The 15,371-nt window shown below is 66.1% G+C and carries 13 protein-coding genes and 2 tRNA genes; 12 read left to right on the top strand and 3 right to left on the bottom strand.

The genetic code is table 11. From position 1 onward, the window contains the following. The first annotated feature begins 980 nt into the window (after window positions 1-980). From dnaN to D0C15_RS09435, 8 genes are all read left to right on the top strand, one after another. Entirely contained in the window at window positions 981-2,123 is a 1,143-nt protein-coding gene (gene dnaN, locus D0C15_RS09470; protein WP_116042999.1) for a DNA polymerase III subunit beta, read from the top strand. A gap of 56 nt (window positions 2,124-2,179) precedes the next feature. Further along, complete coding sequence (gene gnd, locus D0C15_RS09465; RefSeq protein ID WP_116042997.1) at window positions 2,180-3,070, top strand: phosphogluconate dehydrogenase (NAD(+)-dependent, decarboxylating); 891 nt, start codon at window positions 2,180-2,182, stop codon at window positions 3,068-3,070. A gap of 22 nt (window positions 3,071-3,092) precedes the next feature. Further along, window positions 3,093-4,247 carry a DNA replication/repair protein RecF gene (gene recF / locus D0C15_RS09460; protein ID WP_116042994.1) on the top strand — a complete coding sequence of 385 codons (1,155 nt, stop codon included), beginning with the start codon at window positions 3,093-3,095 and terminating at the stop codon, window positions 4,245-4,247. Window positions 4,248-4,443: 196 nt separating this feature from the next. Beyond that, window positions 4,444-5,016 carry a DciA family protein gene (locus tag D0C15_RS09455; protein WP_116043195.1) on the top strand — a complete coding sequence of 191 codons (573 nt, stop codon included), beginning with the start codon at window positions 4,444-4,446 and terminating at the stop codon, window positions 5,014-5,016. 271 nt (window positions 5,017-5,287) lie between these two features. After that, on the top strand, window positions 5,288-7,261 hold the full coding sequence (gyrB, locus tag D0C15_RS09450; protein WP_245975669.1) for a DNA topoisomerase (ATP-hydrolyzing) subunit B: 1,974 nt from the start codon (window positions 5,288-5,290) through the stop codon (window positions 7,259-7,261). A 53-nt stretch (window positions 7,262-7,314) separates the two neighbouring features. Further along, window positions 7,315-9,843 carry a DNA gyrase subunit A gene (gyrA, locus tag D0C15_RS09445; RefSeq protein ID WP_245975668.1) on the top strand — a complete coding sequence of 843 codons (2,529 nt, stop codon included), beginning with the start codon at window positions 7,315-7,317 and terminating at the stop codon, window positions 9,841-9,843. Between the two features lie 27 nt (window positions 9,844-9,870). Further along, on the top strand, window positions 9,871-10,620 hold the full coding sequence (locus tag D0C15_RS09440) for a DUF3566 domain-containing protein (RefSeq protein WP_116042988.1): 750 nt from the start codon (window positions 9,871-9,873) through the stop codon (window positions 10,618-10,620). A 49-nt stretch (window positions 10,621-10,669) separates the two neighbouring features. Beyond that, a tRNA-Ile gene (locus D0C15_RS09435) sits at window positions 10,670-10,743 on the top strand. Window positions 10,744-10,959: 216 nt separating this feature from the next. On the opposite strand, the gene D0C15_RS09430 is transcribed toward D0C15_RS09435, so the two are convergent. After that, entirely contained in the window at window positions 10,960-11,664 is a 705-nt protein-coding gene (locus D0C15_RS09430; RefSeq protein ID WP_211323136.1) for a hypothetical protein, read from the bottom strand. Between the two features lie 244 nt (window positions 11,665-11,908). Between D0C15_RS09430 and D0C15_RS09425 the strand changes: the two genes are divergently transcribed. Then, window positions 11,909-12,409, top strand: coding sequence for a hemerythrin domain-containing protein (locus tag D0C15_RS09425; protein WP_116042986.1), 501 nt, complete (start codon window positions 11,909-11,911; stop codon window positions 12,407-12,409). An 83-nt stretch (window positions 12,410-12,492) separates the two neighbouring features. Here the strand turns inward: D0C15_RS09425 and mbp1 are convergent, their stop codons facing one another. Continuing rightward, window positions 12,493-12,726 (bottom strand): microaggregate-binding protein 1, encoded by a 234-nt coding sequence (mbp1, locus tag D0C15_RS09420; RefSeq protein ID WP_116042983.1) that lies wholly within the window; start codon window positions 12,724-12,726, stop codon window positions 12,493-12,495. A gap of 133 nt (window positions 12,727-12,859) precedes the next feature. On the opposite strand from mbp1, the gene D0C15_RS09415 reads away from it, so the two are divergent. Next, window positions 12,860-13,054 carry a DLW-39 family protein gene (locus D0C15_RS09415; protein WP_091668939.1) on the top strand — a complete coding sequence of 65 codons (195 nt, stop codon included), beginning with the start codon at window positions 12,860-12,862 and terminating at the stop codon, window positions 13,052-13,054. 27 nt (window positions 13,055-13,081) lie between these two features. After that, window positions 13,082-13,154: transfer RNA gene (locus tag D0C15_RS09410), tRNA-Ala, on the top strand. 243 nt (window positions 13,155-13,397) lie between these two features. Here the strand turns inward: D0C15_RS09410 and D0C15_RS09405 are convergent. After that, on the bottom strand, window positions 13,398-14,027 hold the full coding sequence (locus D0C15_RS09405; protein WP_211323135.1) for a TetR/AcrR family transcriptional regulator: 630 nt from the start codon (window positions 14,025-14,027) through the stop codon (window positions 13,398-13,400). 110 nt (window positions 14,028-14,137) lie between these two features. Between D0C15_RS09405 and D0C15_RS09400 the strand changes: the two genes are divergently transcribed. After that, on the top strand, window positions 14,138-15,247 hold the full coding sequence (locus D0C15_RS09400; protein WP_245975667.1) for an esterase/lipase family protein: 1,110 nt from the start codon (window positions 14,138-14,140) through the stop codon (window positions 15,245-15,247). The last annotated feature ends 124 nt before the right edge of the window (window positions 15,248-15,371 follow it).

The raw sequence follows: 15,371 nt of genomic DNA, 5'->3' as shown, positions 1-15,371 counted from the left end.
CTGCGAGACCGCCGACGGTGTCAGGTGCGACGCCTCCGCGGGAGCCGTAGCCGTTCCTCGCTCGGCCAGCCCCCGCGGATCCCGCAAGCGGCGCGGATCCATTGGGACCACACGCACTCGCCCCCACTCCGTGGGCGGCCGGTGCTGGCCCTTCCTATGGGTGTGGCGGAAAACGGCGCAATAATCCTGAATCCGGTGGTGCTCCCTACCGGGGCGCGCATAGCCGTGCTGTCCGCCGTGCTGCGGCACGAGTTCCTCGGCGCGCGGCAAGGGATCGGGGTCGGCTGCGCGGCGCTCGCGGCGGCGGCGACGGCGAGGCGACGGCGTGGCGAGCGACCAAAGAGCACGGAACATGAGCCCGCTTTTGCCGGTATGCCAACGGATTTCCCCGCGGCGGAAGGAGATCCAGGACACAACGGAGCCTGTGGATGCCCTTCCCGTCACCCGCTAGGGCGGTTCGTGGTGTGGGTAGACCGGTGCACTGCCTGGGTACAGCTCGACCCACAGTTGGGGATGGCTGTGTGGACAACTGTGGATCAGTGTGGACGGTTTGGGGCCGGCCCGAAGTTCTCCACCGAAGGCCGAAACTGTCCACCGGATGACCACCCCCTGTGTCCACAGGCCGCCGCGCCTACAGAGCAGGGCGGGAAGCGGCTATCCACACAATCCACAGCCCTTATTACTGTCACTGAAAAAGCTTCTCTCTAGAAGAACTAAAGAAAAACAAGCGGCGAACGAAGTTGGGGACAGGTCGCGATCCGTGTCGATGTGTCGACAAAGTTCAGGCCGGGGTCAGATGACGGCCACCGCCGTCACGCTCTACCGTGGAAGTCCACACCAGGGCCGCCAGGCGTCGGTGCCGTCGCAAGCCGGGCTGCAACGCTCGGATGCTCACCGGCTGTCCCCGCCATCGGGGCGACCTCGGCGGTGTAGGTCGATCTTTCGAGCCGAACCGGCTCGGCTGTCGAAAGGATGGGCGCATGAAGATCCGCGTCGAGCGGGACGGGCTTGCCGACGCCGTGGCCTGGGTGGCACGCAGCCTGCCGTCCCGACCACCCGTGCCCGTCCTGGGCGGGGTTCTGCTCGATGCCGGTTCAGATCCGGATTCCGCAGGTGGCGATGCACTGACCGTGTCGGGCTTCGACTACGAGGTCTCCGCCACCGTCGGCGTTCCAGCCACGATCGCGGACGGTGGCCGAACTCTCGTCTCGGGCAGGCTGCTCGCCGACATCACCAAGGCGCTGCCGGCTCAGCCGGTCGAGATCTCGGTCGACGGCGCCCGCGCTTCCATCACCTGCGGCAGCGCCCGCTTCAGCCTGCCGACCATGCCGGTCGAGGACTATCCCCAACTGCCAGCTCAGCCCGCACTGGCCGGCGAACTCGCCGGCGAGGCGTTCGGCCAGGCCGTCACCCAGGTCGCCGTCGCGGCGGGCAAGGACGACACCCTGCCGATGCTGACCGGTATGCGCGTGGAGATCGCGGGGGACACCCTCACCCTCGTCGCGACCGACCGGTTCCGGCTCGCCATGCGCGAGGTCAACTGGCAGCCTGCCGAAGGGCTGGCCGACGCCGCGGTGCTGGTGCCAGCCAGGACGCTCGCCGAGGCAGCCAAATCGCTCGGCGCGAGCGGTGCCACCGTGCAGATCGCGCTCGCCAGCGGCGAAGGTTTGCTCGGGCTTTCCGGCTCCGGCCGGTACGCGACCACCCGCCTGCTCGACGCGGAATTCCCGCCATACCGCCAGTTGTTGCCCGCGCAGCACACGTCGAGGGCGGTGCTCGAGGTGTCCGCGCTCGCGGAGTCGATCAAGCGGGTTTCGCTGGTCGCCGAACGTGGCACCCAGGTGAGGCTGGAGTTCGCCGAAGGGTCGCTGCGGCTTTCCGCGGGCGGCGACGACGAAGGCAGTGCCGAAGAAGAGTTGCCGGTCGAGTACGAGGGTGAGCCGGTCACCATTGCCTTCAACCCCGGCTACCTCGTCGACGGACTCGGCGCGCTGCACACCGATCGTGCGGAACTGACATTCACGACTCCGAACCGCCCCGCGTTGATCAAGCCGGCGGATGAGCAGGGACAGGTGGTTCCCGGCTACCTGTACCTGCTGATGCCTGTTCGCTTGCCCGGCTGAGTACCGGGGATCTTCGAGCGCTTCGGAAAGCACCTTCGCCAACAGAGGGGATCTTCATGGTTCAGCTCGGACTCGTCGGCCTCGGCAAGATGGGGTTCAACATGCGCGAGCGGCTGCGCGCCGCCGGGCACGAGGTCGTCGGCTACGACCGCAATCCCGATGTGAGTGACACCGGGTCGCTCGAGGAGCTCGTGTCCGCTTTGGACGCTCCGCGAATCGTTTGGGTCATGGTGCCCTCCGGTGCGCCGACCCGGGAGACGGTTGCCGAGTTCAGCAACCTCCTCAGCGAGGGCGATCTGCTCATCGACGGCGGCAACTCCCGGTTCACCGACGACAAGATCAACGCCGAGTTGTTGGCCAGTAAGGGAATCGGCTACCTCGACGTCGGCGTCTCCGGCGGGGTATGGGGCAAGGACAACGGCTACGGCCTGATGGCAGGTGGATCCGACGCGGATATCGCCAAGGCGATGCCGATCTTCGACGCGCTGCGACCGGAGGGCTCACGGGAAGAGGGCTTCTCGCACGCGGGCTCGGTCGGGGCGGGCCACTACGCGAAGATGGTGCACAACGGCATCGAGTACGGCCTGATGCAGGCCTACGCCGAGGGCTTCGAACTGCTCGAGGCGTCGAACATCGTGGACAACGTGCCCGAGGTGATCAAGGGCTGGCAGCGCGGCACCGTCGTGCGTTCCTGGCTGCTGGAGCTGTTGGTCCACGCGTTGGACGAGGACCCGGAGCTGGACGACCTCGAGGGTTACGTCGAGGATTCCGGCGAGGGCCGCTGGACGCTGGAAGAAGCGATCAACAACGCGGTGCCCGCACCGGTCATCTCCGCGGCACTGTTCGCCCGGTTCGCCTCCCGCCAGGAGCAGTCCTCGGCCATGCGGGCCGTCGCGGCGCTGCGACACCAGTTCGGTGGGCACTCCGTGAAGAAGGCCGGGGAGTAGCCGGCGCGTCGCAGGCACCGCCATGTATCTCCGTCATCTGCAGGTCACCGACTTCCGTTCCTGGGAGTTGCTCGACCTGCCGCTCGAACCTGGCCCGACCGTGCTGGTGGGGCCCAACGGACGCGGGAAGACCAACCTGCTCGAAGCCATCGCCTACACCGCGACCCTCAGTTCGCACCGGGTCGCCACCGACACCCCGCTGGTGCGGCACGGATGTGAACGGGCACTGGTGCGCACCGCCGTGGTCAACGAGGGCCGTGAGCTGACCGTCGAGCTCGAGATCACCCCGGGCAAGGCCAACCGCGCTCGGGTGAACCGGGGTGCGGTCGGCAGGCCGCGGGACGTGCTCGGCATTCTGCGCACCGTGCTGTTCTCCCCGGAGGACCTCGCCCTCGTGCGCGGTGATCCCGGCGAGCGCCGACGGTTCCTGGACGAGCTGCTGGTGTTGCGCGCGCCGCGTTACGCGGGTGTGCGCAGTGACTACGAGAAGGTGCTCCGGCAGCGCAACGCACTGCTGAAGACCGCGGGTAAACGACGTGGCGGCAAGGAGGACCCGTACGCGCTGTCCACCCTCGACGTCTGGGACAACCACCTGGCCGCGGCCGGCGCGCAGCTGCTGGCAGGCCGCCTCGACCTGGTGGCGGCGCTGGCCCCGCACACCAGCGCCGCGTACGCGGGGGTGGCGCCGGACTCACGGCCGGCTGAGATCGGCTACCGATCGAGCCTCGGTGAGGCGCTTCCGGCGGGTTACGGCGTCGCGGGTGGTCCGGCCGCGAGCGTGCCGGAGCTGACCGAGGTGCTGTTGCAGGCGCTCGGTGAGTCGCGCACGGCGGAACTGGAGCGCGGGGTCAGTCTGGTCGGCCCGCACCGGGATGAACTCGACCTGATTCTCGGCGAGGCCCCGGCCAAGGGGTACGCCAGCCACGGCGAGTCCTGGTCGTACGCCCTCGCGCTGCGGCTGGGCTCGTACGAACTGCTGCGCGCCGAGGCCGGTGAGCCGGTGTTGCTGCTCGACGACGTGTTCGCCGAACTCGACCGCAAGCGCAGGTCCCGGCTCGCGGAGGTCGCCGCGGGGGCAGAGCAGGTGTTGGTGACGGCCGCGGTGGACGAGGATGTGCCTTCGGAGCTGAACGGAGTCCGGTTCGCGGTGTCGGAAAGTGGGGTGACCCGTGCCTGAGCGCAGGAAGCAATGGCAAGGTCCACGAGGCAGAACACCCCGGGTGACCGGGGACACAGTTCATTCGCCCCGATCTGGGGACAAACCTGTGGATAGTGTGGATAACACTGTGAACGGGTTATCGCCCGGAGTGACTAAACGGCCGAATGGGGAGTCTGACCCCCCGTCAGTGCGGGATCGGCCGGGTGAGCTTCCCCTGCCGGACACGAAGGGTGAAAGCGCCACTGGGCCGAACGAGGGCAGCGGTCGGGACCTTGCCAGGGCGGCCCTCGAGGCGGCCAGGCAGAAGGCCAGTACCCGTGGCCACGAGCCGGGTGTCCGGCGACCGAACCCCGCCGGCCGCGGCGGTGGCGCTGGTAACGGACGCGGGCAGAACCCGCGCAGGCGCAGGTGGTCCGGGGCCGGTTCCGACCAGCGTGATCCACAGCCCTTCGGCAGAATCGTTTCGCGCCTCGCCGTCGAACGTGGCTGGAACACCCGGCTGGCCACCGGGCAGGTGTTCGGGCAATGGACACAGCTCGTCGGCGAGGAGGTCGCCGAACACGCCCAGCCGATCGCGCTGCGCGACGGCGAACTGACCGTGCAGGCCACCTCGACGGCCTGGGCGACGCAGTTGCGGTTGCTGCAGGGGCAATTGCTGGTCAAGATCGCAGGTGTGGTCGGTAACGGCGTGGTCAAACGTATGCGGATCCAGGGTCCGGCGGCCCCGAGCTGGCGTAAGGGGCCGCGGCATGTGTCGGGTCGCGGTCCGCGCGACACGTACGGATGAGGCCGGGCCGGCAGCGGTGTCCGGCCGCGGGTAGTTCGACCGGTTGAACCTCTCGGCGTGTCGGGGTTGATCGGGCCGCCGTTGTCTGGACGCCGGAGCGCTTCGAGGTGGCCGCCGGGTACCATCGGACACATCCGACTTCACGTTCGTGGCTCTGTGAGCAAATCAGGGGTGTCCTTGGCGCATGTGAGCGGACCTGGCCAAGTAGACTGTTGGGGGAGTGGGCGAACGTCCGCGTTCACGCGCGGGCGAGACGAGGAGAATGCAGCCGGTGGCAGCTAAGAGTAATGAGTACAGCGCGTCCTCCATCACCGTGCTCGAGGGCCTCGAAGCGGTCCGCAAGCGCCCTGGGATGTACATCGGCTCCACTGGAGAGCGCGGTCTGCACCACCTCGTCTGGGAGGTCGTGGACAACTCCGTCGACGAGGCGATGGCGGGGTACGCGACGCGGGTCGAAGTCACGCTGCTGGCCGACGGCGGGGTCCGGGTCGTCGACGACGGTCGTGGCATCCCGGTCGACATGCACCCGAAGGAGAAGCGGCCGACGCTGGAGATCGTGCTCACCGTGCTGCACGCCGGTGGCAAGTTCGACAGTGATTCCTACGCGGTCTCCGGTGGTCTGCACGGGGTGGGCGTCTCGGTGGTCAACGCACTGTCCGCCCAGCTCGACGTCGAGGTGCACCGGGACGGCCGGATCTGGACCCAGCGCTACGACCACTCCAAGCCGGGCGAGCTGATCGACGCCGGCCCGACGAGTAAAACCGGTACCTCGATCACGTTCTGGGCTGACCCGGAGATCTTCGAGACCACGCACTTCAGTGTGGAGACGGTTTCCAGGCGGCTGCAGGAGATGGCGTTCCTGAACAAGGGCCTGACCATCGTGCTGCGCGACGAGCGCCCGGAGGCGGAACCCACAGAGGAAGCCGTGGACGCGGCGGGCACCCCCGCCAACATCACCGAGCTCACCTACCACTACCCCGGTGGGCTCGAGGACTTCGTCAAGCACATCAACGGCAGCAAGGACCCGATCCACAAGAGCGTGATCGGCTTCGAGTCCCAGGGCGAAGGCGTCCAGGTCGAGGTCGCCATGCAGTGGAACACGCAGTACACGCCGTCGGTCTACACCTTCGCCAACACGATCAACACTCCTGAGGGCGGTACGCACGAAGAGGGCTTCCGCGCCGCGCTGACCAGGGTGGTCAACAGCTACGCGCGCGACAAGAAGCTGCTCAAGGAGAAGGACACGAACCTCACCGGTGACGACGTGCGCGAGGGTCTCGCCGCGATCATCTCGGTAAAGCTGGCCGAACCGCAGTTCGAAGGCCAGACCAAGCAGAAGCTGGGCAACAGTGAGGCCAAGTCGTTCGTGCAGACCACGACGAACGAGTGGCTGTCCGACTGGTTCGAGCGCAACCCTTCCGAGGCGCGGGCGGTCATCAACAAGGCCGTCTCCAGTGCACAGGCGCGGATGGCCGCACGTAAGGCACGGGATCTGGTGCGCCGTAAGGGTGCCCTGGACATCGGTGGCCTGCCGGGCAAGCTGAAGGACTGCCGGTCCACGAAGCCGGAGGAGTGCGAGCTCTACATCGTCGAGGGTGACTCCGCGGGCGGTTCGGCGAAGGAGGGCCGGGACTCGATGTACCAGGCGATCCTGCCGATCCGCGGAAAGATCATCAACGTGGAGAAGGCGCGGATCGACAGGGTCCTCAAGAACAACGAGGTCCAGTCACTGATCACCGCGTTGGGTACTGGCATTCACGACGAGTTCGATTTGGACAAACTCCGGTACCACAAGATCGTGTTGATGGCCGACGCCGACGTCGACGGCCAGCACATCCGTACCCTCCTGCTGACCCTGCTGTTCCGGTTCATGCGCCCGCTGGTCGAGCACGGTTACGTGTACCTCGCGCAGCCGCCGCTGTACAAGATCAAGTGGCCGAGGGCGGATCCGGAGTACGCCTACTCCGACCGGGAGCGCGACGGCCTGCTCGAGGCAGGCGCCAAGGCCGGCCGCAAGCTGCCGAAGGACGATGCGATCCAGCGGTACAAGGGTCTCGGTGAGATGAACGCCGACGAGCTGTGGGACACCACGATGGACCCGGCGCACCGCGTGCTGCAGCAGGTCACCATCGACGACGCCGCGACGGCGGACGAACTGTTCTCCGTGCTGATGGGCGAGGACGTCGAGGCCCGGCGTTCGTTCATCACCCGCAACGCCAAGGACGTGCGTTTCCTGGACGTGTGATCCAGCACGTGCCACTGCTGTCCGTATAGGACTGTCCACCTGAGAAGGACGAGATGACGGAAACCTTGCCGCCGGATCACGACCGCGTCGAACCGGTCGACATCCAGCAGGAGATGCAGCGCTCCTACATCGACTACGCGATGAGCGTGATCGTGTCCCGGGCGCTGCCGGACGTGCGCGACGGCCTCAAGCCGGTGCACCGCCGGGTGCTCTACTCGATGTTCGACAACAACTTCCGGCCGGACCGCGGGTACAACAAGTGCTCTCGCGTCGTCGGCGACGTGATGGGTAACTACCACCCGCACGGCGACTCGGCGATCTATGACGCGCTGGTACGCCTCGCGCAGCCGTGGGCGATGCGGTACCCGCTGATCGACGGGCAGGGCAACTTCGGCTCGCCGGGCAACGATCCAGCGGCCGCCATGAGGTACACGGAAGCGCGCCTCGACCCGCTGGCCATGCACATGCTGGCCGACATCGAAGAAGACACCGTCGACTTCTCGGACAACTACGACGGTCGTACGCAGGAACCGGACGTACTGCCCAGCCGGATTCCGAACCTGCTGGTCAACGGTGGGTCCGGGATCGCGGTCGGAATGGCGACCAATATCCCGCCGCACAACCTGCGTGAGGTGTCCTCCGGTGTCATCTGGGCACTGGAGAACTGGGAAGCCACCGACGACGAGCTGCTCGCCGCGCTGCTGCAACGGATCAAGGGCCCGGACTTCCCGACCAGGGGCCAGATCCTCGGCACCCAGGGCCTGGAGGACGCTTACCGCACCGGCCGCGGCTCCGTGCGTATGCGTGCGGTCGTGGAGATGGAGGAGGACGCGAAGGGCCGCGCGATCCTCGTCGTCAGCGAACTGCCGTACCAGGTGAACCCGGACAACCTGGTGGAGAACATCGCCTCGCTGGTGCGGGACGGAAAGCTCACCGGCATCTCCGACATCGCGGACGAATCCAACAGCAGGCGCGGTATGCGCATCGTCGTCACGCTGAAGCGCGACGCGGTGGCGAAGGTCGTGCTGAACAACCTCTACAAGCACACCCAGCTGCAGTACAACTTCGGCGTCAACTTCCTGGCGCTGGTGGACGGTGTGCCGCGCACGTTGCGCCTGGACCAGATGGTGCGGCACTACGTCAAGCACCAGGTCGAGGTCATCGTCCGGCGCACCCGGTACCGGCTGCGCAAGAAGGAAGAGCGCGCGCACATTCTGCGTGGTTTCGTCAAGGCGCTCGACATGCTGGACGAGGTCATCGCGCTCATCCGCCGGTCGCCGACCGTGGACCAGGCCAGGACCGGCCTGATCGAGCTGCTCGATGTCGACGAGATCCAGGCCACCGCGATCCTGGACATGCAGCTGCGCAGGCTCGCGGCTCTCGAGCAGCAGAAGATCATTGACGAACTCGCCGAGATCGAGCGCGAGATCGCTGATCTCAAGGACATTCTCGACCGGCCGGAGCGACAGCGCGCGATCATCGGCGACGAGTTGACCGCGATCGTCGACAAGCACGGCGACGACCGGCGTACGACGGTAATCCCCTACGACGGCGATGTGTCTGTCGAGGACCTGATCGCGGTCGAGGACGTCGTCGTCACCATCAGCCGCACCGGCTACGCGAAGCGCACCAAGACCGACCTGTACCGCTCGCAGAAGCGGGGCGGCAAGGGAGTGCAGGGCGCGACGCTCAAGCAGGACGACATCATCCAGCACTTCTTCGTGTGCTCCACACACGACTGGATCCTGTTCTTCACGAACAAGGGCCGGGTGTACCGGGCAAAGGCATACGACCTGCCGGAGGCCAACCGCAACGCCCGCGGGCAGCACGTGGCGAACCTGCTGGCCTTCCAGCCGGACGAGCAGATCGCCGGTGTCATCCAGATCAGGAACTACGAGGTCGCCCCGTACCTGGTGCTGGCCACGCAGAAGGGCCTGGTCAAGAAGACCAGGCTGAGTGACTTCGACTCCAACCGGTCCGGCGGGCTGATCGCGGTCAACCTCCGTGAGGGCGACGAGCTGGTCGGAGCGGTGCTGGTGTCCTCGGAGGACGACCTGCTGCTGGTGTCGTCGGAGGGACAGTCCATCCGGTTCCACGCCACGGACGAGGCGCTGCGGCCGATGGGCCGGGCGACGTCCGGTGTGCTCGGCATGCGGTTCAACGAGGGCGACGAACTGCTCGGGATCGGGGTGGTCAAGGAGGACAAGTTCCTCCTGGTCGCCACCGACGGCGGGTACGCCAAGCGCACACCGATCGAGGACTACCCGGTGCAGGGTCGCGGCGGCAAGGGCGTGCTCACCATTCAGTACGACCGGAAACGTGGCAGGCTGGTGGGTGCGCTCATCGTCGACGCCGACGACGAGCTGTACGCGATCACCTCCAGCGGCGGTGTCATTCGTACCGCGGCGGGTCAGGTCCGCAAGGCCGGCAGGCAGACGAAGGGAGTGCGCTTGATGAACCTCGGAGAGGGCACCACCTTGCTCGCCGTCGCACGCAACGCGGACGAGCCCTCGGACGTCGTGGTAAGCGACGACACCTCGTCGGAACCGTCGAACCAGTCGGAAGAGCCGGAGCAGCAGTAGCGCTCGCTGGGTAAGGAATGACACTTCGTGACACCACCTGAGAACTCCGAACAGCGCGGAAGCGGCGGCGGGGACACCCCGCCCTGGCAGCGCGTTGCCCAGGACAACGCCAGCTCGTCCGCCGCGACCGGGCAGGAGCGCGAGACCTCCGTCGACGAGTACGGCGAGCGGTGGTCCGCGGGCCAGCTGCCCGCGGGCCAGCTGCCCGCGGACGAGTCGGCCAACGGCGGGTACGGGAACGCGGGCGCCGACCAGACGGTGGTGAGCGGCTCCGCGGCCAATCGTCTGTTCGGCGGTGGGGAAGCGGGCCAGCAGGACCAGGCGACCCGTACCCGTGAGCGCGTCGGAATGGGCACCACGGGCTCACGCGGCCGTGCGACGCCGACGGCGTTGCGGCGGCCGGGGCGTGGTCCGCGGCGGGCGAGCTTGCAGATCAAGCGGTTCGACCCGTGGTCGGTGCTGAAGCTGTCGCTCGTGCTCGGACTCGCGTTGTTCTTCGTCTGGCTCGTCGCGGTGGGTGTGCTGTACACCGTGCTCGACGGCATGGGTGTGTGGGACAAGCTGAACGGCACCTACAGCTCGCTCGTGCAGGGTGATGGCGACGAGGCGGCCGGTGAGCCGCTGATCAGTGTCGGGCCGGTTTTCGGTGTCGCGGCCGTGGTCGGGGCGATCAACATCGTGCTGATCTCGGCCCTGGCCACGGTCAGTGCTTTCATCTACAACGTCTCGGCCGACCTGGCCGGCGGCCTGGAGGTCACGCTGTCCGAGCGTGAGTAACCCGGTGTCGGAGCGTGCTGCGCCATCCTGTAATCTTTCCAGGCGTTGCGGGCCCATAGCTCAGGCGGTTAGAGCGCTTCGCTGATAACGAAGAGGTCGGAGGTTCAAGTCCTCCTGGGCCCACAGAACAGTCAGGCCCCGTTTCCCACTTCAGGGAAACGGGGCCTGACTGCATTCGCGGGTGGATCACCGGCCGGGGGCCGGACGGGTCTTACTCGGTGACCTCCGCGGTGTGCTCGCTGGGAAGGGCTCCGGAGGTTCAAGACTTCCAGGGTGGACCGACGTCAGAGGCCGGTTGGCGTTGTCGCCAACCGGCCTCCGAGCGTCCTATCGGCTGCCTTAGCGCCTGTCGAACAGGTTCAGGCCAAGGTCCAGCCCGAGACCGCGGTCGGCGCCTGCGCCGGCGAGCACGGTCTGGTTCCCGCAAGCAGCGGGTGCGGTGGCTTCCAGCGGCAACGCGGGGTTCAGCTCGCTGGGGGCGTCACCGTCGTAGGTGCCGCTGTTGTTGGCGTCGATGCCGTGCAGCACGATCACGGCGTTGCCGTCCCGCAAGTTCTGCGCCGACTCGTCGCTGACGGTGATGGTGCGGTCGTAACGCACGAAACCGTTCGGCGCGGTCGGGAAGCGGTCGACGGCCAGGCCGCTGGCGGGACTGGTGTCACCACTGGTGGTGAGCGAGGTACCGATGGATCCGTAGTCAGGCTGGCCCTCGACCGTGCTGACGATGCCGTCTCCGTTGGTGTCGCGCTCGCTGGTCGGACACTGGCCAGCACCCCCGATGTGGAAGTGCTGAGCGTGTGGGTGGTCGGCGAGCAGGCCGGACGCGAAGATCCGGACATCGGCCTGGTTGCCGTTCAGTTTGACCACACCGATGCCGCGAGCGCCGCTGTCGTTCAGCTCGTCGAGCTTGAAGACGGTCACCGTACGGTTCTGGTTGCCGTGCTGACCATCGGATTGGTCGGCCGCGGCGGTGGCCGAGCCGGTCAGAATCAGTCCGGCAGCGGCTGCCAGTCCGAGCCCAGTTCGTAGTGCCTTTCTATGCATGATCGAAAATCCTCCTGGTTCGCGTTCTGCGAAGGCGCAGTAACACCGCCCCGTGTGGACGATCACTGCGCAGGCGCGCATGACGGTGGTCACACACTTCTAATTCGCTGCCGCGGCGTTTCCGGATTGGTGCGGCCGGTCGAAAATGCCGAAATCCCGCGTTCCGCACAGGAGTACTTGCGCACTGTGATCGGCATGGCGAAGCTGATAGCTCCAATTGGCCCTCAGCACGGGAGGACACGTCGTGCCCGATGTCGTCGAACTGATCCTGGCAGATCACCGCGAGTTCGAGGAGTTGATGCGTGGGCTCCGCGATGTCTCAGCCGAGCGGAGCGTGCTGCGATCCGAATTCGCCGCGCTGCTGGTGGCGCACGCAGATGCGGAGGAGCGGGAGGTGTACCCGGAGCTGCGCCGGCACGCGTCGTCGACCGATCAAGAGGTCGAGCACGGGGAGGAGGAGCACGCGGAGATCAACCAGGCGCTGCTGGCGTTCCTCGAAGTGGGCGACGTCGAGGGTGAGGCCTACGACGAGAAGCTGGAGGAGTTGGTGGAGGTGGTGAACCACCACACCAATGAAGAGGAGCAGACGCTGCTCAACGACGCACGAGTGAAACTTTCGGAGAGCGAACGGCAGTCACTCGGAGAGGGTTTCCTGGCGGCACGTAAGGCGATGCTGGATGCCGACTGCGGGCGGGTGGAGATCGTGCGGTCACTGGTGACGAAGACCGCGGATCGGATCGACTGAACGGTCCCGGTCCGCTCTGTTCCACGTGGAACCGCGAGAACGCCAGCAGGGTTCTCCCGTTGGCGCACTCGCGGCGGTCGGGGTTACTGCTGGGAGCGTTCGCGGCCTTCGGCGATGTTGGCCTCGTGCTTAGCCTGCTCCGCTTCGGCTTCCTTCTCCGCGGCGGTCTGCTGGGCGTCGGCCTTCTGTTGCTGGGCCTCGCCTTCGCGCTCCATTGAGTCGTTGCCCATGAAGGTGCCGGCTGTTTCCTTGACCCGGCCCTTGATGTCCTCGACAGCTCCCTTGATGCCTTCTTGCTGCTGATCCTTGTCAGCCACCGGCGTCTCCAATCATCGAAAGGACGTCGTCACCAGTGACGTACCCGTGACCCCCACCGGATAAACGGCGGCCAGGGAGCGTGCAGTAACATCGCAGGAGCACACTCACAAGTTGTTGAGGGAGGGGCTTCACGTGAAGAAGCTGCTGGCGCTCGCGGCCGTAGCGGGCGGCGTACTGTTCGCCATCAAGCGCAACAAGGACGCCAAGGCCGAGGCCGACCTGTGGCGTGAGGCCACCGCGCCGACCAGCACGCCGCTGGGTGGAGCTTCTACCAACGGCAGCGCACCGGCGAAGGCAAACTCTTCGGACGCCTCCAGCAACAACTGATCGTCCCGCGGGCCATCGCCCGCGTCCGGGGCTGTAGCTCAATTGGTAGAGCACCGCCTTTGCAAGGCGGGGGTCAGGGGTTCGATTCCCCTCAGCTCCACAGTGTCTGACCTGGGGTTTTACACCATTTCGGCTCCCTAACTTTCGGTTCCTGGGAGCTGTGGTGGGATCGAGTATTCCCAACGTGTGGGTAGACGAGCGAGCGGACAGGCTCGATCGCGGGGTGCGATCGAGCGCCGCGGGAGAGTCGGCCTCTGTTCTCGATACGACGCACCTCCCAGGCACGGGATCTCAGTGGCTGGGTACCAGGTCGGCGTTCGTAGACCACATGGTCCTCCGAGCTTCAGCGCAGGAGGGCGTGCAGCACGCGGGCGTTGCTGTTCGGGTCTGGGGCACCGCCGGTGATCGCCGGAGTGTGGATGAAGGATTCGGTGATGCGCACAGTGGTGTACGCCAGTTCGTGGACGTCCAGCTCAATCGTGATCCGATTCTGTTGCCGATCGTCGGCAATTAGCTGTGCCACCCTGTCGATGAGCCTGCGCTGAAACTCGCTGTGATTCAGGGTTACCAGGCGAGCGAACATCTCGCATTCTTCGGCCTGCAACTGCCGGACTCCGGGATGGCGGATGACTTCCTCGGCCCATCTGCTGAGTACTTCCGCTGCATGGCTAGTCGCTACCTGCTCGCCCACGACCTGATCGTGCAATCGGGACAGTGCCCGGTCGGTGCTGGCCCAGAGCACCTCTATCAACAGTTCTTCGCGGGTTCCCACCCAACGGTGCAACGTCACCCTGCTTACGCCGAGTTCGCCGGCCAGTCCCTGGATGTCGATGCGGCGACCGTGCTTGAACCACTCTCCCGCAATCTTCAGGGCCTCCAGAGGTGTGGCCCGCGGTGACCTGAGCCCCTGCTGAAGCTGCCGCTGCAGCGGTGTCGGCCGCAATGGAGTGTCACCGCCCGCGGGGTTGATCACCACTAGCCACCTGACTTCCGACTCGTCCACGGTCCTGTGTTGCACATCTTACATGGTTCACCTTATGCTCCGCCGTGCAACACAACGTCGTGTGTGTAACGGAGACAAACATGAACACAAAAATGTTGCCGCGCCTCGCGGTGGCGGCGATCGCATCCATCTCTGCCTGTGGCCTGGTGACTGGGTCAGCCCTGGCAGCCCCGGCAGCTCCCACGTCGCCGCCGCCCCAGTCGCTGTTCCGGATCGTCAACCCGTCCGTGCTGCCGCTGTCGCCGCCGACCATTCCCGACGAGCAGTTCGCGCCCGTCGATCAGCCGGGTCCGACACTGTCAGTCCCCCAGGCCGTGCTCGACGGAGCTCTCAAGTGCACTGCCAGCGCTCGAGACACCAGCGAAGAAGTCGTCTTATTCGTGCCGGGCACGACACTCACGCCGGAGCAGGACTACGGCTGGAACTGGTTTCCAGCCCTGGACCAAATCGGGCGGCCCTACTGCTCGGTGACCCTACCGAACAATGCCATGACGGACGCACAGATCTCGGCCGAGTACGTGGTCAACGCCATTCGGAAGGTGTATGAGACCAGCGGCAACAAGGTCGACATCGTCGGCCACAGCCAGGGCGGAACTGAACCCCGCTTCGCCCTCCGGTTCTGGCCTGATCTTCGGGACAAGGTCGACGACTACATCGGACTCGGCGCTACCAATCACGGCAGCATCGTTATCAACGCGATGTGTGTGCCTGGCTGTTCGGAGTCTATGTGGCAACAGAAGTTCAATTCGCACTATACCCAGGCGATAAACTCCTACCAGGAAACTTTCCCTGGCATCTCCTACACCCAGATCTATACGCGCACCGACGAGTTCGTCCAACCCAACCTCGACGATAGCGGTACCACCTCACTGCATGGCGGAGGCGGTGCCATCACCAACGTCGCATTGCAGGATGTGTGTCCCACCGCGCTGACGTCAGAACATCTGGCCGTGGGCACCTACGACCCAATCGCCTACGCGCTCGCCCGCGACGCACTCGATAATCCCGGACCCGCCGAACCCAAACGGATCGACGGCGCGGTTTGCGGGCAACTTCTGATGCCCGGTGTCGATGCCGTGCAGTTCCCCGGAAACTACGCCGCGCTGGTCGGCGTCATCGCCGACCAGCTCGCGCTCGCTCCGAAGGCCGCACAGGAGCCGAAGCTCAAGCCATACACACTGCGGAACTGAAACCGCAGCGCTCAACAGGCAACCGGCGCAGTGTCCGGAAAGGTACGAAGAGTCTGAGTACCGGACCAAGAATCGTCCCTTCGCCAGAGGCACGATTTCTTTGCCGGACGTCAGCTCGCAGTGC

This window comes from Amycolatopsis palatopharyngis (assembly GCF_003385185.1).
GTDB classification, from domain to species: Bacteria; Actinomycetota; Actinomycetes; order Mycobacteriales; family Pseudonocardiaceae; genus Amycolatopsis; species Amycolatopsis palatopharyngis.
The sequence above is the reverse complement of the archived record's forward strand: the minus strand, read 5'-3'. Positions and strand labels throughout refer to the sequence as shown.

Bases quoted from the DNA above. Each gene is read 5' to 3' on its own strand.
- recF (WP_116042994.1), top strand. From the start codon at position 3,093: ATGTATCTCCGTCATCTGCAGGTCACCGACTTCCGTTCCTGGGAGTTG.
- gnd (WP_116042997.1), top strand. From the start codon at position 2,180: ATGGTTCAGCTCGGACTCGTCGGCCTCGGCAAGATGGGGTTCAACATG.
- gyrA (WP_245975668.1), top strand. From the start codon at position 7,315: ATGACGGAAACCTTGCCGCCGGATCACGACCGCGTCGAACCGGTCGAC.
- D0C15_RS09400 (WP_245975667.1), top strand. From the start codon at position 14,138: ATGAACACAAAAATGTTGCCGCGCCTCGCGGTGGCGGCGATCGCATCC.
- dnaN (WP_116042999.1), top strand. From the start codon at position 981: ATGAAGATCCGCGTCGAGCGGGACGGGCTTGCCGACGCCGTGGCCTGG.
- D0C15_RS09430 (WP_211323136.1), bottom strand. From the start codon at position 11,664: ATGCATAGAAAGGCACTACGAACTGGGCTCGGACTGGCAGCCGCTGCC.